The organism is Streptomyces sp. NPDC021225, assembly GCF_044332865.1.
In the GTDB taxonomy this organism is placed as follows: domain Bacteria; phylum Actinomycetota; class Actinomycetes; order Streptomycetales; family Streptomycetaceae; genus Streptomyces.
The window spans coordinates 306,585-330,742 of record NZ_JBIRPV010000004.1; the positions used below are offsets into that span (position 1 = coordinate 306,585).

The following is a 24,158-nucleotide window of genomic DNA, read 5'->3' on the forward strand; positions in this document are numbered from 1 at the left end:
CCCCGCAGCTCGGACCCGCCCCGACTATAATCTCAGTGTATAGTGAACCGCATGCAGCTCTCCGGGCTCCCCCTCATCGGGCGTGAACGTGAGCGGGCGGTCCTGGCCCGGGCCGTGGCCGGCCTGAGCGCACACCACCCGGCGGTCGTCACCCTGACCGGCGCGGCGGGCTTCGGACAAGACGCGCTGCTGCGCTGGGCCGCCGGGCTCGCCGAGGACCGCGGCCTGCGCGTGCTGCGCGCCCGGGGCACCCCCGGCGAGACCGATCTCGCGTACGGAGCGGTGAACCAACTGGTGGGCCCCGCAGCCGACATCACACCCGAGGACCCGGCCGGGCTGCTGCGCACGGCCCGGGACCGGCCGACGCTGCTGACCGTCGCGGACGTGCAGTGGCTGGACCCGCACTCGCTGCGCTGGCTCCAGGCGCTCGTACGGCGGCTGCCCGGCGCGCCGGTCGCGGTGCTCGCCGGTGCCAGTGGCCCCGCCCACCTGGTCGACCCCGGGGCCCCGGGGCCCCTCCCCGTGACCCGGCTGGTGCTTCGCCCGCTGGACTCGGCCGAGGTCGCGGCGGCGGTGGCCCTGGTGTGCGGCGGCCCGGGGCAGGAACGGTTCACCGCGGCGGCGGCCGACGCCACCGCGGGCCACCCGGCCGTCCTCCACGACGCGCTGCGCCGCTTCACCGACGCCGGACACCAACCGGTCGACGCCCAAGTGCCCCGACTGCGCGCGATCACCGCCGCCGTCACCGCCGACCACGCCACCCGCGCGCTGCGCGGCCTGCCCGCCCCGGCGGTCGCGGCCCTGCGCGCCCTGGCCGTCTGCGGCGACCTGCTGGACTTCCCCCTGGTGTGCACGCTCCTCGACCCGCGTCCGGAGCACGAGGCCGGGCTGCGCGAGACGCTGGAGGCGACCGGCCTCACCGCCCCCGGCACCGGGGCGGCGCTGCGGCTCCCCGGCCCGGAGGTCCGGGCCCGGGTGCTGGAGGAGATGCCCGCCGGCGAGCGGGCCGATCTGTACGCGCGCGCCGCGGAGCTGGCCCACCGGGCCGCGGTGGACGACGCGGCCATCGCCGCGCTGCTGCTCGCCGCCCGCCCGGTCGGCGCGCACTGGGCCGTCCACGCGCTGCGCCGCGCCTGCGCGGACGCGCTGCGCGCCGCCGACCACGGTCGCGCGATCGCTTGTCTGACCCGCGCGCTGGAAGAGCCGCTGGACCGCGAGCAGCGGGCCCGGCTGAGCCTTGAGCTGGCCTCCCTCGAGGTCGTGGAGGCGCCGGAGGCCGGCGACCGCCGGTTCGCCCGGATCCTCCGCTCGCCGGGCCCCGAACTCGCCGGGGCGCGGATGCGCGCCGCCGACCTGGCGCTGGCCCGCGGCGGCAACGATGTCGTACGCCGGGCGCTTGCGGACGCGCTGCCGGTCGCGCGGGATGGCGAACGAGACGCCCTGACCGCCCTGTTCTGGCTCGCCGAAATGGGCCGCCACGACGACACCGACCTGCTGCTGCACGAGGTTCCCGCGCTGCCCGGCCACCCGGCCTCGCCCGCCCAGTCGGGGGTGCGCGCCTGGGAGCTGGCCCTGCGCGGCGAGGACCTGCTCACCACCAGGGCGCTGGCCCGCGGCGCCTTCGCCGACCGCGGTGACGAGGGTGCGCTGCTGCTGCCCCGGCTGGTGGCGTGCCGGGCGCTGTGCCTGACCGACGACCTGGACGAGGCCGCGCAGCGGCTGGACGTCCTGCTCGCCGAGGTCCGGCGCGGCCCGGCCCGCGCCGCCGCCGCGCTCGTCCTCACCGCGCGCGGCGAACTCAGCCTGCGCCGGGGCCGGTCCGACCTGGCCGAGCGGGATGTCGCCGCCGCCGAGCGGGCCCTGCCGCAGGGCCACTGGCACCCCCTCTACGCCCCCTACGCGCGGGCCGTGCGGATCCTCGTCGCGCTGGAGAGCGGAGACCGCGAGCGGGCCCAGTCGCTCGCGGCCCTGCCCGACCCCGACGCCTCGTGGAACAGCATGGCCGGGGCCCATCTGCTGTTTGCCAGAGGGCTGGTGGCCATCGCCGACGGCAGGCCGGTCGAGGCGGTCGACCTGCTGCTGGCCGCCGGCCGGCGGCTGCTGCGCCTCCAGTACGACAACCCGGCCCTGGTGCCCTGGCGTTCCATGGCCGCCCGGGCCTGTCACGCGTTGGGCCACCACCAGGAGGCACAGCGGCTCAGCCACGACGAGCTGGCCCTGGCCCGGCGCTGGGGCGCGCCGAGCGCCGTCGGCTGGGCCGAGCTGGGCGTCGGGCGGGCCGTCCGCGAGGAGCGGACGGCCAGGCTGCGCGAGGCCGTGCGCCTCCTCCGGGCCACCCCGGCCACGATGGCCTACACCGGGGCGCTGATCGAGCTGGCCACGGCGGAGCTGGACGCGGGGCGGCGGCAGATCGCGGCGCCCCTGGTGGCCGAGCTGACCCGGCTCACCGCGGCCCACCCCGGCAGCAGACCGGCCACCCGGGCCCGCGCGCTCGCCCAGCGCCTGGGCAGGCCGCCCAGCTTCACGGGCCACGACCGGCCCGCCGCCTGGGCCGCGCTGTCCGAGGCCGAGCGGCGGACCGCCACCCTCGCGGGTCTCGGCCACGGCAACCGGGACATCGCCGACACGCTCTCCGTCACCACCCGTACGGTGGAGCTGCGGCTGAGCGGCGCGTACCGGAAGCTGCGGATCAGCGGCCGGGCCGAACTGCGTGCGCTGGTGCGCTCGATGGAGGGCTACGACACGGATGTTGCATGAGCGGGACGACGAACTGGCGCAGATCAGCGCGGCGTTACGGGACGCCCGCGAGGGCCGTCCGTCCCTCGTCCTGCTGACCGGCCCGCTCGGCATCGGCCGGTCCGCGCTGCTCCAGCGGCTGCCCGCGCGGGCCGCGGACGACGACGTGCGCGTGCTGCGCGCCAACGCGGCCCCTGTGGAGGCGGAGTTCGCCTTCGGAGTGGTGCGCCAGCTGTTCGACAGCCTGCTGGCGGGTGCGCCCCGGGAGCTGCGTGAGCGCTGGACGCGCGAGTTCGCCGACGTCGCCGACGTCGCCCGGCTGTTCCCCGCCGACGAGGCCATGCCCGCGGACGACGCACCCACCGCCGCCTTCGAACCGGTGCTGCGGGCCTTGCGCTCGCTGCTGGAAGGCGTCTGCGCCGACGGCCCGCTGCTGATCCTGGTGGACGACCTCCAGTGGGTGGACACCCCCTCGCTGCGCTGGCTGGCCTATCTGGCCAAGCGGCTGCGGGGGCTGCGGGCCGTCTTGGTGTGCACCCTGCGGGACGGGGAGCCGCGCGCCCGGGACCCCCTGCTGTGCGAGGTCGTCGAGGCCGCGACACACCGGCTGCGCCCCCGCCCGCTGTCGTCCCGGGCCACCGCGGAGCTGATCCGCGACCACTTCGGCGAGCCGGGCGACGAGGAGTTCATCCGCGCCTGCCACGAGACCTGCGCCGGCAACCCGCTGCTGCTGACCTCCGTGCTGCCGGACCTCGCGGACACCGGCCCCCGGCCGACCGCCGACCGGGCCGCCGCGGCCCGCGCGTCCCGGCCCCCGCACCTGCGCGAGCGGCTCGCCCGATGCGTGGGCCTCCAACCGCGCCCCATCCGCGACCTGGCCGCCGCGATCGCGGCCCTCGGCGACCAGGGCGCCCCTCAACTCGTCGCGCTGCTGGCCGGCCTGGACCCGATCGGGTTCGCGGCGGCGCTGCGCGCCCTCCACGCACTGGGGCTGGCGGCCGACGAACGGGAACCCCGCTTCGTCCACCCCGTCGTGGCGGACGCCGTCCAGTCCACCCTGTCCGTGGCGGAGCGGGAGCGGCTGCACGACCGCGCGGCGGAGCTGCTGTACCGGGGCGGGCGCTCCGACGAACAGGTCGCCGCACAGCTGATGCTGGGCGTCACCTCCCGCCACCCGTGGTCGGTGGGCGTGCTGCGGGCCGCCGCGGACGTGGCGCTGCGCCGGGGCGCCCCCGAGGTCGCGATGCGCTATCTGCGGCGCGCGCTGCTGGACGGCTCCCTGTCGGGGGAGGGCCGGGCGCGGCTGCTGATCGACCTGGCCACCGCGGAGCGCGGCCCGGACCCGGCGGCCTGCGAACGCCACATCTCCCAGGCGATCCCGCTGCTCCCCACCGCCGCCCACCGCGCCGCCGCGGCGCTGCGGCTCTCCCCGGCCGTCATGGGCCCGACCACCTTCTCCGCGCGCGACCTGCTGCGCCAGGTCGCCGAGGAGCTCGGCCCGCCGGACGCGCTGGAGGGGGCGTCGCGCGAGGTGGCCCTGCGGCTGGAGGCGCGGCTGCGCCAGGGCGCCATCGAGGACCCGGCGGAGCTGGCCTCGGCGGTGGAGCGGCTCGGCGGGATGGGGGCGGAGCCGCCGACGGCCACGGCCGCCGAGCGCGAACTGGTCGCGGTGCTGCTCTACGCCGCCATGCTCGCCTGCCGGCTGCCCGCGGCCGAGCTCACCCGGCTGGCCGGGCGCCTCCTGGAGCGCGAGCCGGCCGCGACCGCGCGGGTGTACTCCGCGCTGCCGCTGACCACCGTCACCCTGGTCGCCGCCGACTCCGTCGACGCCCTCGGCACCTGGCTGTCCGTCGAGCAGCGGATCGGCCGGCCGCACGCGGCCGCCACGGTCGCCGACGGATTCGGCCACCTCGAGCGGGCGATGGTGTTCATGGCGCGCGGCCGGGCCGCCCGGGCCCACGCGCACGCCGAGCGCGCGCTGCGGCTGTCCGAGGCCCACTGGCACGAACTGGGCGTCACCTCCACCGTCGCCCTCATCTTCACAGCCCTGGAGATGGGCGATCCCGCGCTGATCGAGCGGATGCTGGACCGCGCCTCACAACACCGGTCCTCCTGCCTGACCCTGACGGCAGGCCTTCAGTTCCTGGGCGCGGCCGTGGACGCCCACCGCGGCCACTGGGCCGCCGCCGTGGAGATCCTGATGGCCAGCGGCCGAAGGCTGGAGGCGGCGGGCTGGCGCAACCCGGTGCTGTTCCCGTGGCGGCCCCGCGCGGCCGGGCTCTACCAGCGGCTCGGCGACATCCGTTCGGCGCTCGCGCTCGCCGAGGAGGAGCGGCTGCGGGCCGAGGAGTGGGGCGCCCCCGTGGCCATCGGCCGGGCCCTGCGGCTCAAGGGCTCGCTGCTGGGCGGCGATCAGGGGGAGGCCCTGCTGCGCGAGGCGGTCGGCGTGCTGCGCCGCTCGGCCAACGAACTCGAACTCGCCCGCGCCCTGCTGGTGCTGGGCCGGCGCCTCGAAGGCCGCGCCGAGTCCGGGGAACTGCTGCGGGAGGCCGCGGCGCTGGCCGCCGAGTGCGAGGCGCCATGGCTGGTCGAACGGGCCCGCAGCGACGGCCCGGGCGCCGCGGTCCGGCCGGAGCGGGTGCTGACCCGCACCGAGCGCCGGGTGGTCGCCCTCGCTGGCCGGGGGCTGACCAATACGGAGATCGCCGGAGAGCTGGGCGTGTCATCTCGTGCCATCGAGAAGCACCTGACGAATTCCTATCGCAAGCTGGCCGTTTCCGGGCGGCGTGAACTCATCGCCGCACTGCCCAGGCTCCAGGCGGTCAAAGGGAGTTAACGCCGCTAATGCGCCGCCGGTCGGGCCCGGTACTCAACGGGTCCCCTCGGCATGCCGGGCCCGGGGGTTCGGTCCCCGCTCCCGCACCGGGCGCCACACCCTGTCCGTCTCTCGACGGGGCAACCTGCCGAGCAGGTCAGAGCGTTGACCATGGGGACGGTGCGCCCAGCGGCGACACCGTACCGAGGCACCGAAACCGCGGCCCGCGGACCGAACCATCCGCCGTACCCACCACAGGATTTGCCGACCCGCTCCGGTGGACGTTGACTCCCCTGGCCGGGGCTACCTAGTCTCCGAACCGGAATATGAAAATGCACGACAACTATTTCGTTCCCGTTATTTCCGGGGAACGGTCCACGAAGGGCGGCAGGCCATTGGCGACCCCCGCACCGGCAGGCACAGTTCAGCCAACCTCCCATGACGCAGGACGCGATCAGCTCGACTACGCCGACCTCCTCGGGCAGTTCGACCAGCCCGGCGCGTGTGTGGCCCGCCTCGACGCGAGCCTGCTCGTCCAGCAGGCGAACCAGGAGTTCTTCCGCCAGTTCGGGGGCTCCTCCGCGGACGTCTGCGGCCGGGGCTTCTGCGACCTGACACACCCCAGCCTGCGACACCCGCTCAGACACCAGTTCGCCCGGCTCGTCGACGGCAGCCGCCGCCGGTTCGCCACCCACGTCGTCGCCGTCTCGGCCGAGGGCGCCGCGTTCACCAGCGCGCTCACGGCGGTCGCGGTGCGCGGGGAGACCTCCCGCGTCGCCTCCATCCTGGTGGTGATGCGCTCCGCTGACGGCTTCGAGGACGCCGACGTCGTCACCCAGCACAAGAAGGTCATCACCGAGATCGAGGCACGCATTCTCGAAGGCATCGCCGCCGGGATCTCGACCATCCCCCTGGCGTCCCGGCTCTACCTCAGCCGCCAGGGCGTCGAATACCACGTGACGCGGTTGCTCCGTAAGCTGCGGGTCCCCAACCGGGCCGCGCTGGTCTCCCGCGCCTACTCGATGGGCGTGCTCGAAGTCGGCTCCTGGCCTCCGAGGGTCGTCCGGGACTTCGTCAAGTGAACCGGTCGCGGCACGCCGGCCACGGTACGTCGGGCACGGCGGCTGCCGGGCTCAGGTGCGGGACTCCAGATCGCGCCGGGTGTCGTCGCCGTACACGCCGTCCTCGTCGCCGCGGATCCCGTACCACAGCTGGAAGCGTGCCACGGCGGAGGCGAGGCTCTGGTCGTACTGGCCGTTGACCGCCCCGCCGGTGTAGACGTCCGGGATCCGCAGCAGCCGGGACTGGAGCTCGGAGACCTCCGGGCCGCTGTCCCCCAGGGACAGCACCGGGGCCTGGCCCTGCGGGTCGTCCCCGCCCGGCGAGGCGGGCGCGGCGGACTCGGTAGGGGCGGTGGGCTCGGCGGACTCGGTGGGCGCGGCGGGGGCCGAGGTACCGCGCCCCGGGTCCGACGGTGCCGCGGTGGATCCCTCGGAGCCGGACAGGAGCAGGACGAGCGCGAGCGCGACGGCCGCGCCGGCCGCCCCCGCGACGGCCAGGGCGGCGGTGCGCGGCCGGTTCCGGGACGGCGCCTCGGGCTCGGGCTCGGCGGCGGTGGCCGTCGGCTCGGTGGCCGTCCCCAGCCCCGGCTCGAACTCCTCGGTGTCCGCGTCGGCGCTGTTGTACACGCGGGGCGGCGCCGACGCGATCAGCGGGCGGAAGAGGTCCAGATCCTCCATCCAGGGATCGACCGGCGGGTCGTCGTCCTTGCCTGACTTGACGCCCGCGCGGAAGATCCGGGTCGGCTCGATCACCTGCCGTCCGGTGGGCTGTTCGGGATCGGTTCCGGCAGCAGCCATACAGACCTCCTCTGTCGAGACCGTCGATTCCGTCGATAGCGTCGACAGTGTCGAGACGTCACGAGGAGATACGGACGGGAGGGCCGGACGACTCAACGGGAGAAATCCGGGTACCTCCGTCTGGTTCTGTTGCGGATGCCTGTCGATGTCCGGCTGACGAAGCTCAAGGGGGAAGGCTCCTGACCGGCCGCTCCGTTCCCCCTAATGGCCGCGGCCGGGAGCCGAAGGGAGTGGATGCCATGGAGCGCACCACCTGTTGTGTGGTGGGCGGCGGGCCGGCCGGGATGGTGCTCGGGCTGCTGCTGGCCCGCGCCGGGGTTGAGGTCACCGTCCTGGAGAAGCACGGCGACTTCCTGCGGGACTTCCGCGGCGACACCGTGCATCCGAGCACGCTGACGCTCCTGGACGAGCTGGGTCTCGCCGAGCGGTTCGCCGCGCTGCCGCAGCGTCATGTGCGCACCGTCCAACTGCCGATCGGCCCGGGCCGCTCGCTGTTCACCGTCGGCGACATCGGCTCGCTGCCGGGCAAGTACAACTACGTCGCCATGGTCCCGCAGTGGGACCTGCTGAACCTGCTGGCCGACGAGGGCGAGCGGGAGCCCTCCTTCCGGTTGCGGATGAACACCGAGGCGACCTCCTTTCTCATGGAGCGCGGCCGGGTCATGGGGGTGCGCTACCGCACCGAGGACGGGAGCGTCGGCGAGCTGCGGGCCACCCTGACCGTGGCCTGCGACGGCCGCGGGTCGCTGGCCAGGCGCCTGCCCGAGCTGGGGCTGCGGGAGTTCCTCTGCCCGATGGACGCCTGGTGGTTCCGGCTGCCCCGGCACGAGGGCGACCCGCGGGGCCTGGTCGGGAACGCGGGCGACCGCTTTCTGACCGCAATGATCGACCGGGGGGAGTACTGGCAGTGCGCCGTGCTGATCCCCAAGGGCACCGACGCGGCCCGGCGCGCCGCGGGCCTGGACCCGTTCATGGCCGAGTTCGCGGAGATCGCCCCGTGGCTGGCGGACCGCACCCATGCGCTGCGGTCGTGGGACGAGGTCAAGCTGCTCGACGTACGGATGGACCGGCTCCGGCGCTGGCACCGCCCCGGGCTGTTGTGCATCGGGGACGCGGCGCACGCGATGTCGCCGGTGTTCGGGATCGGCATCAACCTGGCCGTCGAGGACGCCGTGGCCGCCGCCCGGATCCTCGCCGGGCCGCTGGGGAAGGGCACGGTGGGGCTGCGGGAGGTGCGCGAGGTGCAGCGCCGCCGATGGCCGACCGCTGCGGGGACGCAGGCGCTCCAGCGGATCGCCCATGCCCGCGTCATCGAGCCGCTGCTGGCCGGCCGCATCCCGCGCGGGGGCGGGGCCCGGGTGGTGCGGGTGCTGAACGCGGTGCCCTGGCTGAAGCGGGTCCCGGCGTACTTCCTGGCCTACGGCGCGCAGCGCGAGCGCCCGCCCGCCGCCGCCCTGCGCTGAGCCGTGGCCGGCGCGCAGGACGGCGCGGGCCGGGGTGCTGCGGCGCGGTCGCTCAGTGGCCGCGCAGCCGATCCATGTCGCGGCGGTCCCGCTTGGTCGGCCGGCCGGTGCCGCGGTCGCGATGGCCGACCGCGGCGAGCTCCTCGCGCGGCGGCGGGGGAGGGGAGTTGTCGACAAAGCACTCGGCCGCCACGGCCGCCCCGACCCGCTTGCGCACCAGGCGTTTCACGACGACGATCCGCTCCCGCCCGGCGTGGAAGATCCGCACCTCGTCCCCCGGCCGCACGGCCTGGGCCGCCTTGACGCGATCCCCGTTGACGCGGACGTGGCCGCCGCGGCAGGCCGTGGCGGCCAGCGACCGCGTCTTCGTCAGCCGTACGGACCAGATCCAGCTGTCGACCCGCACGGGCCCCTCATCTGAAGCCATCCCTGAAGCCATGCTCTGACTCTATCGGCTCCGCCCTGGTCGGTACGTTCTGCTTTATCCGGGATTGCTGTCTAAGGTGCGACGCATGAGCGCACACTTTGACGTCGTGGTCCTGGGGGCGGGCTCGGGCGGCTATGTGGCGGCGATCCGCGCCGCGCAACTCGGGCTGTCCGTGGCCGTCGTGGAGGAGCGGTTCTGGGGAGGGGTGTGTCTGAACGTGGGCTGCATTCCCTCCAAGGCCCTGCTGCGGAACGCCGAGCTGGTCCATCTGTTCACCGAGGAGGCCCAGACCTTCGGCATCCGGGTGGACGGGCAGGTGATCCCGGACTACCGGGCGGCCTATGAGCGCAGCCGCAAGGTCGCGGACGGGCGGGTCAGGGGCGTCCACTACCTGATGAAGAAGAACGAGATCGCGGAGTACGACGGCCGGGGCACCTTCCTCGACGACCGTACGCTGCGGATCGACCTGGCCGCCGGGGGAACGGAGGTGCTCACCTTCGGCCACTGTGTGATCGCCACGGGCGCGGTCACCAATCTGCTGCCCGGCACCTCGCTCAGCGAGCGCGTGGTGACGTACGAGGAGCAGATCCTCAGTCCGGAGCTGCCCGAGAGCGTGATCATCGCGGGTGCGGGCGCCATCGGCGTCGAGTTCGCGTACATCATGCGCAGCTACGGGGTGCGGGTGACGCTCGTGGAGTTCCTGGACCGGATCGTCCCGCTGGAGGACGAGGAGGTCTCCGCGGAGCTCGCCCGCCGCTACCGCAGGCTCGGCATCGACGTCCTCACCTCCACCCGGGTCGAGGCGATCAACGACGCGGGCCCCTCGGTGAAGGTCATGGTGACCACGGGCGGCCAGCGGCAGACGCTCCAGGCCCAGGCGGTTCTCCAGGCCATCGGGTTCCGGCCGCGGGTCACCGGCTACGGCCTGGAGAATGCCGGCGTCGGGCTGACCGAGCGGGGTGCCATCGCCGTCGACGCCTACTGCCGCACCAACGTGCCGCACATCTTCGCGGTCGGGGACGTCACCGCGATGCTGATGCTCGCCCATGCGGCCGAGGCGATGGGGGTCGTCGCCGCCGAGACGATCGCGGGCGCGGAGACCATGGCGCTGGACTATGTGATGATCCCGCGGGCGACCTTCTGTCAGCCTCAGATCGCCAGCTTCGGCTGGACCGAGGCTCAGGCCCGGGAGCTGGGCTTCGATGTGCGGGTGGCGAAGTTCCCGTTCACCGCGAACGGGAAGGCGCAGGGCCTCGGGGACCCGGCCGGCTTTGTGAAGCTGATCGCGGACGGCCGCCACGGCGAGCTGCTGGGCGGCCATCTGATCGGCCCGGAGGTCACCGAGCTGCTGCCGGAGCTGACGCTGGCGCAGCGCTGGGATCTGACCGCCCACGAGGTGGCGCGCAATGTCCATGCCCACCCCACGCTCTCCGAGGCGGTCAAGGAGGCCGTGCACGGCCTCGCGGGCCACATGGTCAACATGTGACCCGGCCCCGGCGGACCGTGGCCTCGGGCGTCGACGGGGTGCAAATGCCCTAAATGTGCTAAAAAGACCAGATGAAGGTGGGTTCGGCGCTACGCTCCCGCAGTGTCGCCGGACAGGCGCTCGCCCTGATGCTGGTGATCACGGCCCTGCTCCTGGTCGCCACGGGCGCCGCGCTGTTCCTCCAGGCCCGGAGCAGCGGCGAGAACCAGGCCCGGGGCCGCGCGCTCGCCGTCGCCCACTCGTTCGCCCGCGCCCCGGGGGTGCTCGCCGCCCTGGAGTCCCGCCACCCCACCGCCACGCTCCAGCCCTTCGCACAGCGGGTCACACGCGACGCCGGCATCGACTACATCGTGGTGACGAGCCCGAGCGGCATCCGCTACACCCACCCCAACCCCCACCAGATCGGCAAGCGCGTCGACCAATCCCTGTACCCGGCCACGGTCGGCCGCGCCTTCACCAGCAGGGTCCCGGGCGTGACCCTCTCCGCCCCCTCCATCCGCGCGGCGGTCCCGGTCACCGACGCGAGCGGAAAGGTGATCGGCATCGTCAACGCCGGGGTCACCATCCCCAACGTGCGCCGCTCGGTCGACCGCCAGCTGCCCTTCATGCTCGGCTCCCTGGGCGTGGCCCTCGCGCTCGGCGCGGGCGGGGCGGCGCTCGTGAACCGGCGGCTGCGGCACCAGACCCGTGGCCTCGGGCCCGCCGAGATCGCCCGGATGTACGAGCACCACGACGCCGTGCTGCGCGCCGTACGGGAGGGCGTGCTGATCGTCGACCGCGACGGCAGGATGCTGCTCGCCAACGACGAGGCGTGCAGGCTGCTCGCCCTTCCGCCCGGCGCCCAGGGGAAGCAGGTGGCCGACGCCGGGCTCCCGCCGGACACCGCCGGCCTGCTCGCCTCCGGCCGGCCGGCCACCGACGAGGTCCACCGGGTGGGGGAGCGGCTGCTGGCCGTCAACCAGCGCCCCGCCAGCCGGCGCGGACAGCCCTGGGGCAGCGTGGCCACGCTGCGCGACACCACCGAACTGCAAGCCCTGACGGACAAGGCCGACCGGGCGCGGGAGCGCCTGGAGCTGCTGTACTACGCCGGGGTCGAGGTCGGCACCACGCTCGACATGGTGCGCACCGCCCAGGAGCTGGCCCAGGTCGCCGTACCGCGCTTCGCCGACTTCGTCACCGTCGACCTGATGGAGTCGGTCCTGCGCTATGAGGAGCCGGACCCCGCCGATACCCGGATGCGCCGCGTCGCGGTCAGCGGCGTCCGCGAGGACTCGTCGCTGCGGCTGATGGGCGAGCCGATCGGCTCGGTGGCGGTGCCGCTCACCGCGCGCGGCGTCATCCTCGGGCAGGCCGAGTTCTGGCGCTCGGCGCGCGCCGCGCCCTTCGAGGACGACGATCTCACCCTCGCCGAGGAACTGGTCAGCCAGGCGGCCGCGTACATCGACAACGCCCGCCGCTACGCGCGCGAGCACGCCGTCGCCCTGGCCCTCCAGCGCAGCCTGCTCCCCCGCGAGCTGCCCGAGCACGAGGCCGTCGAGGTCGCCCACCGCTATGTGCCCGGGCACGCCGGGGTGGGCGGCGACTGGTTCGACGTCATCCCCCTCTCCGGCGCCCGCATCGCCTTCGTCGTCGGCGACGTCGTCGGCCACGGCCTGCACGCCGCCGCCACCATGGGCCGCCTGCGCACCGCGGTGCACAACTTCGCCGCGCTCGACCTGCCCCCCGACGAGCTGCTGACCTACCTCGACGAGGTGGTGGAGCGCCTGGACCGGGAGGAGACCGCCGCGAACGGCGCGAGCGGGCCCGGGGTCGCCGGGGCCACCTGCCTGTACGCGGTCTACGACCCCGTGGCCCGGCGCTGCGGCCTGGCGCGGGCCGGCCACCCGCCGCCCGCCCTGGTGCGCCCGGACGGCACGGCGACCCTCCTGGACCTGCCCGCCGGACCGCCGCTCGGCCTCGTCGGGCTGCCCTTCGAGGCCGCCGACATCGACCTCCCCGACGGCAGCCGGCTGGTGCTGTACACCAACGGGCTCCTCCAGGCCGGCGACGTCGACGTCGACATCGGTCTCGAGCGCCTGCTCGGCGCCCTCGCGGGCGCCGGCGCCGACCCCGAGCAGACCTGCCGGGCGGTGATGGAGGCCCTGCCGCCGGACCACCCCACCGACGACATGGCGCTGCTCGTCGCCGGAACCACCGGCCTGGCCCAGGACCACGTCGCCTCCTGGGACCTCCCGGCGGACCCCGCGGTCGTCTCCGGCATGCGGGCCGCGGTGGCCCGGACCCTCGGCGACTGGGGCCTGGACGAGGCGGCCTTCACCACCGAGCTGGTGGTCAGCGAACTGCTCGGCAACGCCATCCGCCACGCCTCCGGCCCCATCCGGCTGCGCCTGCTCCGCGACCGGTCCCTGATCTGTGAGGTCGCCGACGGCAGCACCACCGCGCCCCATCTGCGCCGGGCCGCCAGCACCGACGAGGGCGGGCGCGGGCTGTTCCTGGTGGCCCAGATGGTCCAGCGCTGGGGCACCCGCTACACCAGGAGCGGCAAGGTCATCTGGACGGAGCAGACACTGCCGTCCGAGTCGTCCCCGTGGCCCCTCTCGGCCGCGCTCGCCTTCAGCTGATCACCGCCGCCGTGGTGGTCAGCAGCTCGGGGAGGGTGCCGGTGAACTCGGGCATCAGCCGCAGGGCCACCGCCCAGGCCTCCGGATCCTTGCCGAGATGGGAGGCGATCAGATCCACGGCTTCCCGGCGGGCCCGGCGGAACTGCTCGTCCGTGCCGCCGGCCCCGGCCTCCTGGGGGCGGTTCGCCGGATATTTCGACAGGTAGGTCGCGGCCACGATGGCGGGCCGGGCCTCGTGCAGGACCTCCGACAAGGACAGCTGCCCATAGGACACCGCCTTGTCCAGCCACTCCTGCCGGAAGTACCGGGGGAGCTGGTGGTGGCGCAGCAGCTCCAGCGCGGTGGGGCGCGGGCCGGTGAGGCGGTGCGGATGGGCGTTGTGCTCCAGCCGCACCTCCGCCAGCTGCACGTCGACGCGCAGCTCCCCCGGGAAGTCGTCCCGCTTCGCCAGCTCGACCAGGAGGGCGTCGGGCAGCGGTTCGCGGCCGTGCTCGGCCATCAGCTCCTCCCAGGGGAGCCCCGGGCCGGTCTCCTCGGCCAGCCGCTCCATCGCCGCGGCGAGCTGGTCGCGCCGCCCCTCGCCCGCGGCGCGCAGGAACGCCGCCCGGCTCGCGGGCGACTGCGCCCGCGCGAGCTGCTCGCGCAGCTCGGCCAGGCCGTCCGCCGACTCCAGGGCGGATCGGGCGATCTTGTGGGTGGCCGCCGGCAGCGGGTGCTTCTTGCTGCGCCGCTCGGGGAACTCGGTCTCGTCGAGGAGCGCGCGCACCTCCTCCGCGCCGTGCTGCGCCCACAGCCGCTCCAGCAGCCGCAGCTGGCCGGCGAGCGTATGCAGCTTGACCTTTCCGAGCAGGATGCGGGCGAGGCGCGGATCGCCGGCCTCGCAGGCCGGCAGCAGCCAGTGACGGCGCCCGCTGTCCCGCAGCTCGGCGAACACCTCCTCGGTGAGCGGCAGCGGCCCCTCCCCGCTGTCGGGGTCGGTCCGCCGCCCGGACAGGATCTGCCGGCGCTGCTCGGGGCTGAGCGGGGTGTGGATGTACAGCTTGGCGTTGATCTCCGGGTCGTCGTGGCGCAGCAGCTCCGCGATGGTGGTCTCCGGAAGCTCCCAGCTGGAGGCGATACCGGCCAGCACGGAGACCCCGTGCAGCGCGATGAAGCGGTCGCGCAGCGCCGCCGAGGGCCGGCGATGGACCAGCAGATGCTGGACGGTGCGGAGGTCCAGGTGCTCGGCCAGCGCCAACTGGACGTCCTCGGTGGCCAGACCGTACAGCTGGAGAAACACCGCGCGGGCACCTTCCGGCGCGCTGACCGGGTACTCCGGGGCCAGCGGCCGGGGCCAGGTCTTGCGCCGGTGCTTGGCCGACTGCTCGCGGGCCGCGGCGAACAGCTCCGTGCTCGTCCCGGCGAAGCGGGGCATCAGCGAGTACAGGGCGCGCCACGTGGCGAAGTCCTCGCCCAGCTCGGCCACCAGACCGGTCAGCGCCTCGCGGACCGAAGGCTCTTCGCACGGCAGCGAGCCGAGCACCGCACGGGCGGGCCGGATCTCGGTCAGCACCCGTTCGACCGGGTAGGCGCCCTCCTTGGCACCCCGCCGCAACAGTTTGGACAGGTTGAAGCGGGAGTAGCTGTCACCCCAATCGGAGTCCCCCAGCAGCCGCCACGGCAGCCGGGAGGTGGCGGGAAGATGCTGGGGCGACTTCTTGTAGGCCGCCAGCACGAGGTCGTCCGGGCAGTCCCGGCGGGCCGCCAGGATGAGCAGCGCGCCGTTCGGCAGGGGCTCGCGCCCGTGCTCGGCCAGCAACAGATCCCAGTCCACGCCGTCCAGCGGGATGTCCTCGCGCGCCCACCTCGCCTCGCGCAGCCGGTCCACCAGCGCCGCTCCGGACAAGGCCGGGATGCTCGGGGCGGGCTCGGCAGCGGCGGGGTCCGCGGGGGCGGCGAGGTCTGCGGGGGCGGCGAGGTCTGCGGTGTTCGCGGTGTTCGCGGAGTCCTCGGCCACCGGGGCGCCCCCCAGCAGTACGGCGGCCGGGTCCGGTGCGGCCACCGCCCGGCGCACCAGCTCCACCACCGCCGGGCGCAACGCGGCCAGTTCGGTGAGGGCGGACAGCTCGGCCACGCCGCCGTAGGTGAGCACCGCCCGGCAGGCCGCCACCTGGTCGTCCACGTTTGCCTTGTGGACGACGGACTTCAGGGCGTGGCGTACGAGGCGGGGGAAGGGCGCGCGCAGCGCCGGCAAGAGCTCCTGGACATTGGTGGTGTTCAGCAGATACTCCACCAGCCCGTCCGGCTCATGCCAGTCGGGATCGTCCAGACTCCGCTTCGCGCCCTCGAACACCGCGGCCCGCAGCTCCTCCCGATCGCCGTACCCCCGGTAGAGCCGTGGCCCCAGGGCCGTGTAGCCCAGCGCGGCCAGGCGCAGCAGCGCCGGCAGGCGCTCGGGCGTCGCCGGGCATCCGGACAGGACCCAGATCATTTCGGCGTCGCCGGTGGCGAACATCTCGTCCACCAGATAGTCGGGCAGCGGTTCCCGCCCGGCCATCAGCGCCATGGCCTCCTCGCGCAGCCGGGCCATCAGCTCCGGGGCGAGCGCGGGTCCGGCCAGCCGGAACGTGGCCGAGAGCAGGGATTCGTCGAGGATCGCCACGCCGGGTGTTCTCCGATCGTTGAGAAGAGCAGAAGAGAGCGGCTCAAGAAGTGAAAGGGGAAGGAAAGGGGAGGAGCGGTGAGAGCGGGGCTCAGGAAGTGGCGGGCAGCTCGGCCATCTTGGACAGGGCGCCGATCCAGAACCGCTGCCGCTCCGGGGTCTGTCCCACCAGATGCGCGGCGCGCAGCTTCGGCGGCATATGGCGCAGCAGCCGCGCCACCACCTCGGCATGGCGCTTCAGCTGGGAGACCTCGGCGTTGGCGAACACCTGGTGCACCAGATCGGTGTCATTGGTGCCCTCGGCCGAGCTCTCACAGGCCGCCGCCAGCCTGGCCTCCCACTCCGTCACATCGCGCGCCAACTCGCGCAGACCGATGACCTTCTGCCCGGAACTCTCCGACAGCCGCGCCTCGAGCTGGGACAGCGGCACCGGGGCGTACTCCCCGTCGCCGAGGTAGATCAGCCCGGTCTCCAGCGGCTGTCCGGCCCGATGCAGCTTGATCAGCCGCTCCAGGGTCCGCTTGGTGATCCACTCCCGGCCCTCGTCGTCGATGTCGCTCTTCCACCACTCCAGCACCGTCTCGGCCACCTCGCCATAGGTGTCGATCAGCCACTGATTGGCGGGGATGTCCTGCGGGCTCACCTCGTAGCTGACCGTGAAGCGGCTCGCCTGCGCCACGTTGTTGCTGCTGACCAGCAGCTTGCGGCCGAGGTGGTACGGCGGGTTCTGGAGCGCTATCTGGGCGCACAGCCCCGGAATCGGCCGGCCGGCCAGCGACCACTCCTGGGTGATCTCCATCAGCTTGGCGAAGGTCGCCTTGTCCTTGGGCCGGTTGTACTCGTCCCAGACGATCACCTTGGACTCGGGCCCCATGAGCGAGCGGCTGAGCAGCGTGTCCAAGGTGCCGTCCGGCGTCGGGATCGGCACACACAGGTCCTCGACATTGGTCACCGGCAGCGAGAAGTACACCGGGTCGCTGCCGGTCTCCTCCCGGACCACCGCCTTGGTGATCTCGGTCTTGCCGCACCCGGGCGGGCCCTGGAGCAGCACGGACCAGTTCTCCCGGACGGCGGTGCGCAAAATGGCGCGCACCGGATCCGCGACGGTCGAGGGGTTCGGGCAGCCGACGGCGGCCGCGATGCCGTCCAGGACCTCGGCCGTGCGGTCGGGGCCCGGCTTGCCGTCCGACTTCACATCCCGCAGGCGCAGCCGCTGACCACCGACCAGCGGGAGCCCCCAGGAGAGCGGAAATCCGGCGCGGGCGCAGTCCAGGACGTGCTGGAGGGTGCGCGGGGACAGCAGCGAGCGCAGCCGCGGGGTCAGCCCGGCCCACAGCCGGAACACCTCGGTCACATCCCAGTCCGCGTAGCGCTCGGCCAGCTTCTGCCGCCAGGCCGTGTCATTGGCGGTCACCCGCAGGGTGACCATGCGGTCCAGGACGGCCAGATCGCTGCGCCGGGCGCTGGTCTCGGCGAGCGACTCGTTGTCGGCGAGGAAGACCCCGACGCAGCCGAGCGCGCGCAGATCGTGCTCGCCGAGCGTCCAGTTGCAGGCGATCTGCATCAGCTGGGACTGAATGGTCTCCCCGGCCTGAAGCGAGTCGTCGATCAGCAGCACAAAGGGCCTGCCGGGGGAGAGCTGACGCATGATCAGCTGAGTGAGGACCAGCTCGCCGCTGCGGTCGTCCCGCACCGGAGCGTTGACCAGCAGGTCGTCCGGGGTGAGATTGGCCGCCGGGATCAGGATCACCTCGGTGCCGGGGTGCGCCTCGGGCACGTACGAGAGAAACGTCGACGTCTTGCCGATGCCGTGCTCGCCGAAGACCTGCCCGGTCTGTCCCATGGCGATCATCGCGCTGATGAACTGCTCCAGCCGGGAAGCGCTGACCGGCCCGGCCCCCTGCCGCGCCTGCTGGATCTTCTGGGGCTTCTGGATCCTCTGGGTCTTCCGCGCCGTCCGCCCCGCTCGCCCGGCGGAGGCGTCTTCCGCGGTCGGTGCCATCGTCTCCACGCTGCTCACAGTGGCCTGTTCCCTCGTTGTGTGTCTGTCGGTTGTCCGAAACGGCCGGCCGGCGACCGGCCCACGGTCAGCTGTCGCCGGTGACCACGCGGTGGCAGGCCATCGGCGGATCGTGCCGCTCCGGCCAGTCGTCCCCGCCGTCCGTGATCAGCCAGATCCAGCGGTCAGGCTGGGCGGGGGTGACCCTGGGCGCATATCCGTCGGTGACCATGATCACCGCGTCGGCGCGCTCCTCGAACCGCCGCCCGTTCACCGCCAGCCGGCCCTCGACATAGTCGACGACGTGCTGGAAGTTCGTCCCGCCGCCGCCCAGTACCCGCTCCCCGGGGACGAAGGGCATCACCGCGCCGTCGAAGCTCAGCCAGTGGCTCTCCACCCCGTCCGTCCGGCCCACCAGCGAGGTGATCCAGTCGACCACGGCCTGCGGCATCGACCCCGAGGTGTCCAGCGCGACCACCACCACCTTGGTGCGCTCCGCGCCCCGCCGGGAGAGCATCGGGTCATGGCCCAGCGCCAGCAGCACGGCCCCGTGCTTCTTCGGATAGACCAGCCGCTCGCCCTCGCGCAGCTTGGAAGCCAGCACATCGGAGAGCCAGCGCCGCCACCACTCCACCCGCCGGGTCCGCGGGGTCTCCCCGCGCAGCGCGCCCAGGCCCATCCGGCCCCACATGCGCTCCACCCGCTTTCCGCCCCCCGCGCTGCGGTCCGCCAGGCCCAGCATCTCCTCCCGGGCGATGCCCTCGCCGCGCAGCGCCGCGCGCATCGCCTCGGCCAGCGTCGCCCCGACGACCGAGGAGAGCGTCTCGTCGTCCATCGGCAGCTTCCGGCCCGCCCCTTCGCCCTCGCCCGCCCCGGCCGGCCGCATGTGCACACACACCGTGGGCGGCACCGGGGGCCGGCGCATCCGCTTGAGCTCCCCGTACACCCCCAGGTCGGTGTCGACGAAGTCCTGGTAGGACAGCGGCGTCAGGCCCTGCTCGGTCAGGTCGGCCACATACCGCTGGTGCACCTCGCGCGGATCGACGCCCACCGGCTCGCGGCAGGTGCCCCCGAGGCCGTCCGGCACCTCCTGGGTGGGCAACTCCGTACGCCCCAGCCGGACCATGGCCACATGGTTGATCGCCACCTCGGCGGCCAGCTCGAACACGGGGTCGGCGCGCAGGTCCTCGTCCACGTACAGATGGCGGTGGATCAGATGGCGCGCCTCGTGGAACAGTACGAAGCGCACTCCACTCGGCCCGATCCGGACGAAAAACTCCGGGTTGTACAGCAACAGGCAGCTGCCGTCGCCCATGGCCACCACCGCCGCCGTGTCCACCGCCGCGGTGGCGATCTGGTGGTGGCACTTGGCGTACAGCCACGAGCCCACCACGCTGTCCTTGACCCCGAAGTCCAGCAGCGCCGCCTCCTTGAGCCGACGGCCCTCCTCGGCGACCTCCGGGTCGGCCACCTGACACTCCAGCAGCGCCCGGCGGTCGCCGAGGTCGATCACCCCCCGCGCCGCGGCATGCCGGCTCGCCCCCGTCACCCGTGCCACTGACTCCCCCTCTTGCGCATGGCTGTTACACCTGCGGCTTTCCGGTGCTCGTGCCCGGCCCGCTACCAAGAACGTTATCCACCGGGTACGACAGTGGGCCCCCGGGGCGGATGGGCGGGAGCGCCGGTGGCCGGCCCGCCGCTCAGACCACCAGCGGCCGGTCCGCCGGGGTGACGGGGGCGGGGAGCGTGGTGGAGCCCGAGAGATAGCGGTCCACGGCCGCGGCGGCGGAGCGCCCCTCGGCGATCGCCCACACGATCAGCGACTGGCCGCGGCCCGCGTCACCCGCCACGAAGACGCCCTCGTGGCCGGCGGCGTACCCCTCGTCCCGGGTGATGGTGCCCCGGTCGTCGAGTCCCAGGCCGAGCTGGCCGAGCAGGCCGCTGTCCCGCTCCGGGCCCGAGAAGCCCAGCGCCAGCAGGACCATGTCGGCCCGCAGCACCCGCTCCGGGCCCGGCTCGGGCCGCCCGTCCGCGTCGACCCCGACCAGCCGCACCGCCTGTACGCCGGTTCGCTCGCCCCGCTCGTCCCCCTCGAAGCGGATCGTCGCGGCCGAGAAGACCCGCGCGTCCGCGTCGGCGTCCGGGGACGCGCCCAGCACCTGGGCCTCCTCGTGGGCAGCGGACATCCGGTAGATCTTGGGGTAGACCGGCCAGGGCTGGCTCTCGGGCCGCTCGGCCCCGGGCTGGGCATGGATGTCCAGCTGGGTGACGGAGGCCGCGCCCTGGCGCAGCACGGTGCCCAGGCAGTCCGCGCCGGTGTCCCCGCCGCCGACGATCACGACATGCCTGCCCTCGGCGGTGATCGGCGGCCGGGCGAAGTCGCCCTCCTGGACCCGGTTGGCCAGTGGCAGATACTCCATCGCCTGATGTATTCCGGCCAACTCCCGCCCCGGCACCGGCAACTCCCGCCAGGCCGTCGCCCCGACCGCTATCACCAGCGCGTCGTAGCGGGCCCGCAGCTCGGCGGCGTCCACGTCGGTGCCCACGCCCACGCCCGTACGGAACTTGGTGCCCTCCGCGCGCATCTGCGCCAGGCGGCGGTCGAGGTGGCGCTTCTCCATCTTGAACTCGGGGATGCCGTAGCGCAGCAGCCCGCCGACGCGGTCTGCGCGCTCGTACACCGCCACCGTGTGTCCGGCGCGGGTCAGCTGCTGGGCCGCGGCCAGGCCCGCCGGGCCCGAGCCGATGACCGCGACGGTCTTCCCCGACAGCCGCTCGGGTGGTTTGGGGGACACATGGCCGCTCTCCCACGCCAGGTCCGCGATGGCCCGCTCGACGTTCTCGATGGTCACCGCGGGCTGGTTGATGGCCAGCACGCAGGCGCTCTCACAGGGCGCCGGGCACAGACGGCCGGTGAACTCGGGGAAGTTGTTGGTGGCGTGCAGCCGCTCGCTCGCCCGCCGCCAGTCGTCGCGCGAGACCAGCTCGTTCCACTCGGGGATGAGGTTTCCCAGCGGGCAGCCCTCGTGGCAGAACGGGACGCCGCAGTCCATGCAGCGCCCGGCCTGGGCCCCGACGATCGGCAGCAGGCCGCCGGGCACCTGGACCTCGTGCCAGTCCCGCACCCGCTCGGCCACGGGGCGGCGTGGCGGAAGCCGGCGAGGTGTGTTGAGAAAGCCCTTCGGGTCGGCCATGACGGCGTTCCTTACCCGTGTCTGCCCGTGTCTGCCCGTGTTCTGCCCGTACGCGGCGCCCCACGCGGCCGCGCTCGCGTCTCGGCAGGGGCTCGGCCTGGGCCATGTGGTGGCGGGCGCCCCGCGGAACACCACGCCTTCCCCCACTGTACGTCCGGGTGCAAGGGCGCCCGGCGCCGCCACCTGCGGCCACCGCGCGGTCGGCGGACGAGCGATCGCCGCCCGGTGATGTTCCCGGCAGGCTGGAGGAAACCGGGTACCGGGTACTGGGCACCGGATACAGGGAGCGAAGGGAGCACATGATGGCCTGTGGATCGACGCCCCTGTGGGCCGGCGAGGCCAGCTGGTTCTGCTGCGGCAACTCCTGGGGCCCGTGCGCCGACGAGGGCGGCGGCGCCTGCGGCACCTGCCGGTCGAGCGAGCCGCAGGCCGCCTGGCCGAACGCCTCCCCGGAGTGCTGGGAGATCACCCGGCCGGACCTGTGCGGGGAGGACATGCCGCGGCGCGGCTGCGGCAGCGTCCTGACCGTCCGCCACCAGTGCTCCGGCGCGTCGGTGTGTGTGACGATCACCGACTGCGGACCGCGCACCAGGAGCTTCTGCTCCGAGTCGACCTGCTGCGACGGGGTCTGCCGGACCAACCGCGTCATCGACCTCACGCCCGCGGCCTTCGCCGCCCTCGGCAGCCTCAGCTCCGGCACCCTGCCGGTGCTGATCCACGAGTGACGGGGGACCGGCCGTGACCTCGCCCCGACCGGCCCCCGGCGGCCTCGAAGACGTCGGCAGACGGCGGTTTCTGACCACCGTGGCCCTGAGCGGCGCCACCATCGTCGGCGCGACCTCGCTGGGCGCCGTCGACGCGGACGCCGCCTTCGCCGCGCCCCTCACCCCCCTCGACCCGGCCGTCCCCCGGAGCGCCTTCGTGGAAGGGCGGATCCTGCGGATCGACGGCAGCGTGCTGTGGGTCGCCGGGTCCCACGGCGACGCGGCGCGGGTGCGGCTGACCAACGCCACCAGCGTCTGGAAGGCGGGGGTGGCCACCGCCGAGGCGATCGAGGCCGGTGACGGGCTCTACGCCCGCGGTGTCCCGATGCCCGACGGCACCGTCGCCGCCGACGCGGTGTGGGTGAACATCGTGAACCTCTACGCCACCGTCCGCCGCATCGACAAGGACCGCCTCCATCTGACGCACGGGGCGCACCGGATCGTCGGCCATCTGCTCCCGGTCACCACCAGCGCCTCGTACCCGGGCACCGCCGCCACCTCGGACCTGTCCCGGCTGCGGGTGGGCGACGGCGCGCAGGTCCTCGGCGCCTGGCGGCCCGCCGACCGAGCCGTGGACGTCGTACGGGTCTCGGTCGGGCCCCCGCCGGGGAGGAGGCGGTGATCGCCGCGTCGGCCGGGGCGGCCACGTTGCTGACCGCCGGGCTGCTCGGCCGGACCGGCGCGGCCAAGCTGCGGCCCCGCCGCGCGGCCCGCCCGGCCCCGCCACCCGCCGCGCTGGTCCGGCTGGTACGCGGCGCGGGCCGGGCCGCGTTCGCCCTGCGGCTGCTCGGCGCCCTTGAACTGCTGCTCGCCGTCGCGCTGCTGGCGCCGCCCGCCACCGTCGTCCCGGGGGTGGCGGCCGCCGTTCTCGGCGCGGGCTTCAGCGGCTATCTGGCCTACGCCCGCCGGGCCGCGCCGGGTTCGCCCTGCGGCTGTACGGGGAACGGCGCGGCCCCCGTCACCTGGCGCACCTTCGCCCGCGCCGCCGCCCTGGCGGCAGGCGGCGCCACGACGGCCGTGGCAGCGACGGCGGCGGAGCCCTGGTGGGCGGCGGTGGCCCGGCGGCCGGTCGCCTCGCTGGGCCTGGCCGGCGTCGGCGCGCTGGCGCTGGTGGCGCTCTCGGCCGACGCCGGCGTGGGCCTACGGTGGCGGCCACGGCCGCGCGGGATTCCGCTCGTCCGGCCCGCGGACGGTGGCGCGGTTCCGGTGGCCGCGACGGTCGAGCTGCTGGAGCGCTCGCTGGCCTGGCGGACGGCCGCCCCGGTGGTGCGCTCCGCGCTGCTGGACCACTGGGACGACGGGGGCTGGCGGGTTCTCCAGTTCGCCGGGGTGTACGGCGAGGGCGCGGGCGCCAGGCCGGTCTTCGTGATGTTCGCCCTGGACGCGACGGCCAGCCTGGACACGGTGGCCGAGCCCGCGGTCCGAGTCGGAGCCGTGGACGCGGACACCGGCACCCCGGTGCCGCTCCCACCCCACCCACCCGCGAGCCCCGACGGGCGCCCTGGAGCCGACGGGAGCCCGGTGCCGGGCGGGAGTCCGAGACCCGGCGGGAGTCCGGTGACTGGCCGAAGCTTGGCGCCGGGCCCGAGTCCGGCACCTGGCGAGAGACGGCACCTGGTTTGACCCGCGGCCCGGGACCCGGCGGGAGCCCGGTGCCGGGCCCGAGCCTGGGACCCGGCGGGGTCCGGGGTTCTGGCCGGGCCTGGCGTCGGCCCGAGTCCGGGGGCCGGGCTGAGCGCGGGGCCCGGCGGGAGCTCGGCAGCCGGCGGAAGCCCTGTGCTCGGCGGAGCCGGCACCTGGCCCGGCCCCTGCGGACAGCCCGGGACCCCGCAGGAGCTCGGCGCCGGGCTCGAGCTCGGGACCTGGCGAACTGGCCCTAGCCTGGCGCCCGGCCGAGGTCCGGCGCTCGGACGGAGCTCAGCCCCGGCCCGAGCCCGGAACCTGGACCGACCCGCAGCCCAGCACGCGGCGGGAGCCCGGTGCCGGGCCCGAGCCTGGGACCCGGCGGGGTCCGGGGTTCTGGCCGGGCCTGGCGTCGGCCCGAGTCCGGGGGCCGGGCTGAGCGCGGGGGCCGGGCTGAGCGCGGGGTCCGGCCGGGGCTCGGGGCCTGGCGGGAAAACGGCAGCCGGCGGGAGCTCTGCGCCCGACCCGCA

The 24,158-nt window shown here is 74.5% G+C and carries 15 protein-coding genes; 9 read left to right on the forward strand and 6 right to left on the reverse strand.

What is annotated here, in order from left to right:
• Positions 1–51: 51 nt before the first annotated feature.
• The 3 genes from ACH4S9_RS19970 (at position 52) to ACH4S9_RS19980 (ending at position 6,633) form a co-directional block, all read left to right on the forward strand.
• On the forward strand, positions 52–2,757 hold the full coding sequence (locus tag ACH4S9_RS19970; protein ID WP_398373343.1) for a helix-turn-helix transcriptional regulator: 2,706 nt from the start codon (positions 52–54) through the stop codon (positions 2,755–2,757).
• Positions 2,747–5,572, forward strand: a complete 2,826-nt coding sequence (locus ACH4S9_RS19975; protein ID WP_398373345.1) for an AAA family ATPase — start codon at positions 2,747–2,749, stop codon at positions 5,570–5,572. The genes ACH4S9_RS19970 and ACH4S9_RS19975 overlap by 11 nt, the downstream gene beginning before the upstream one ends.
• A gap of 305 nt (positions 5,573–5,877) precedes the next feature.
• The gene (locus ACH4S9_RS19980; protein WP_385336800.1) at positions 5,878–6,633 is read left to right on the forward strand and encodes a LuxR C-terminal-related transcriptional regulator; all 756 of its coding nucleotides are present in this window, start codon (positions 5,878–5,880) and stop codon (positions 6,631–6,633) included.
• A 51-nt stretch (positions 6,634–6,684) separates the two neighbouring features.
• On the opposite strand, the gene ACH4S9_RS19985 is transcribed toward ACH4S9_RS19980, so the two are convergent.
• Positions 6,685–7,410, reverse strand: coding sequence for a peptidoglycan-binding domain-containing protein (locus ACH4S9_RS19985; RefSeq protein WP_311725423.1), 726 nt, complete (start codon positions 7,408–7,410; stop codon positions 6,685–6,687).
• Positions 7,411–7,649: 239 nt separating this feature from the next.
• Between ACH4S9_RS19985 and ACH4S9_RS19990 the strand changes: the two genes are divergently transcribed.
• Positions 7,650–8,873 carry an FAD-dependent oxidoreductase gene (locus ACH4S9_RS19990; protein WP_398373348.1) on the forward strand — a complete coding sequence of 408 codons (1,224 nt, stop codon included), beginning with the start codon at positions 7,650–7,652 and terminating at the stop codon, positions 8,871–8,873.
• Positions 8,874–8,925: 52 nt separating this feature from the next.
• Here the strand turns inward: ACH4S9_RS19990 and ACH4S9_RS19995 are convergent, their stop codons facing one another.
• A complete protein-coding gene (locus ACH4S9_RS19995; protein ID WP_311725425.1) occupies positions 8,926–9,300 on the reverse strand; it encodes an RNA-binding S4 domain-containing protein in 375 nt (124 codons plus the stop codon).
• 85 nt (positions 9,301–9,385) lie between these two features.
• Between ACH4S9_RS19995 and lpdA the strand changes: the two genes are divergently transcribed.
• Complete coding sequence (lpdA, locus tag ACH4S9_RS20000; RefSeq protein WP_311725426.1) at positions 9,386–10,786, forward strand: dihydrolipoyl dehydrogenase; 1,401 nt, start codon at positions 9,386–9,388, stop codon at positions 10,784–10,786.
• 71 nt (positions 10,787–10,857) lie between these two features.
• Complete coding sequence (locus tag ACH4S9_RS20005; RefSeq protein WP_311725427.1) at positions 10,858–13,407, forward strand: SpoIIE family protein phosphatase; 2,550 nt, start codon at positions 10,858–10,860, stop codon at positions 13,405–13,407.
• On the opposite strand, the gene ACH4S9_RS20010 is transcribed toward ACH4S9_RS20005, so the two are convergent.
• The 4 genes from ACH4S9_RS20010 to ACH4S9_RS20025 all read right to left on the reverse strand — a co-directional run bounded on the left by ACH4S9_RS20010 (position 13,400) and on the right by ACH4S9_RS20025 (position 21,241).
• Positions 13,400–16,048, reverse strand: coding sequence for a hypothetical protein (locus ACH4S9_RS20010; protein WP_398373351.1), 2,649 nt, complete (start codon positions 16,046–16,048; stop codon positions 13,400–13,402). The genes ACH4S9_RS20005 and ACH4S9_RS20010 overlap by 8 nt on opposite strands.
• 91 nt (positions 16,049–16,139) lie before the next feature.
• Positions 16,140–18,050: an AAA family ATPase gene (locus ACH4S9_RS20015; RefSeq protein WP_398373353.1), complete on the reverse strand. Its 1,911-nt coding sequence runs from the start codon at positions 18,048–18,050 to the stop codon at positions 16,140–16,142.
• Positions 18,051–18,135: 85 nt separating this feature from the next.
• The gene (locus ACH4S9_RS20020) at positions 18,136–19,560 is read right to left on the reverse strand and encodes a hypothetical protein (RefSeq protein ID WP_398373651.1); all 1,425 of its coding nucleotides are present in this window, start codon (positions 19,558–19,560) and stop codon (positions 18,136–18,138) included.
• 187 nt (positions 19,561–19,747) lie between these two features.
• The gene (locus ACH4S9_RS20025) at positions 19,748–21,241 is read right to left on the reverse strand and encodes a glutamate synthase subunit beta (RefSeq protein WP_398373355.1); all 1,494 of its coding nucleotides are present in this window, start codon (positions 21,239–21,241) and stop codon (positions 19,748–19,750) included.
• A gap of 302 nt (positions 21,242–21,543) precedes the next feature.
• Here ACH4S9_RS20025 and ACH4S9_RS20030 point away from each other — a divergent pair, with 302 nt between their 5' ends.
• From ACH4S9_RS20030 to ACH4S9_RS20040, 3 genes are read left to right on the forward strand one after another with little or no spacing between them, the layout of a single operon-like run.
• Positions 21,544–21,966, forward strand: a complete 423-nt coding sequence (locus tag ACH4S9_RS20030) for a septal ring lytic transglycosylase RlpA family protein (protein WP_361188069.1) — start codon at positions 21,544–21,546, stop codon at positions 21,964–21,966.
• Between the two features lie 13 nt (positions 21,967–21,979).
• Positions 21,980–22,627: a cell wall protein gene (locus ACH4S9_RS20035; RefSeq protein ID WP_311725432.1), complete on the forward strand. Its 648-nt coding sequence runs from the start codon at positions 21,980–21,982 to the stop codon at positions 22,625–22,627.
• Positions 22,624–23,628, forward strand: a complete 1,005-nt coding sequence (locus tag ACH4S9_RS20040) for a MauE/DoxX family redox-associated membrane protein (protein WP_398373358.1) — start codon at positions 22,624–22,626, stop codon at positions 23,626–23,628. The genes ACH4S9_RS20035 and ACH4S9_RS20040 overlap by 4 nt, the downstream gene beginning before the upstream one ends.
• Positions 23,629–24,158 lie beyond the last annotated feature (530 nt).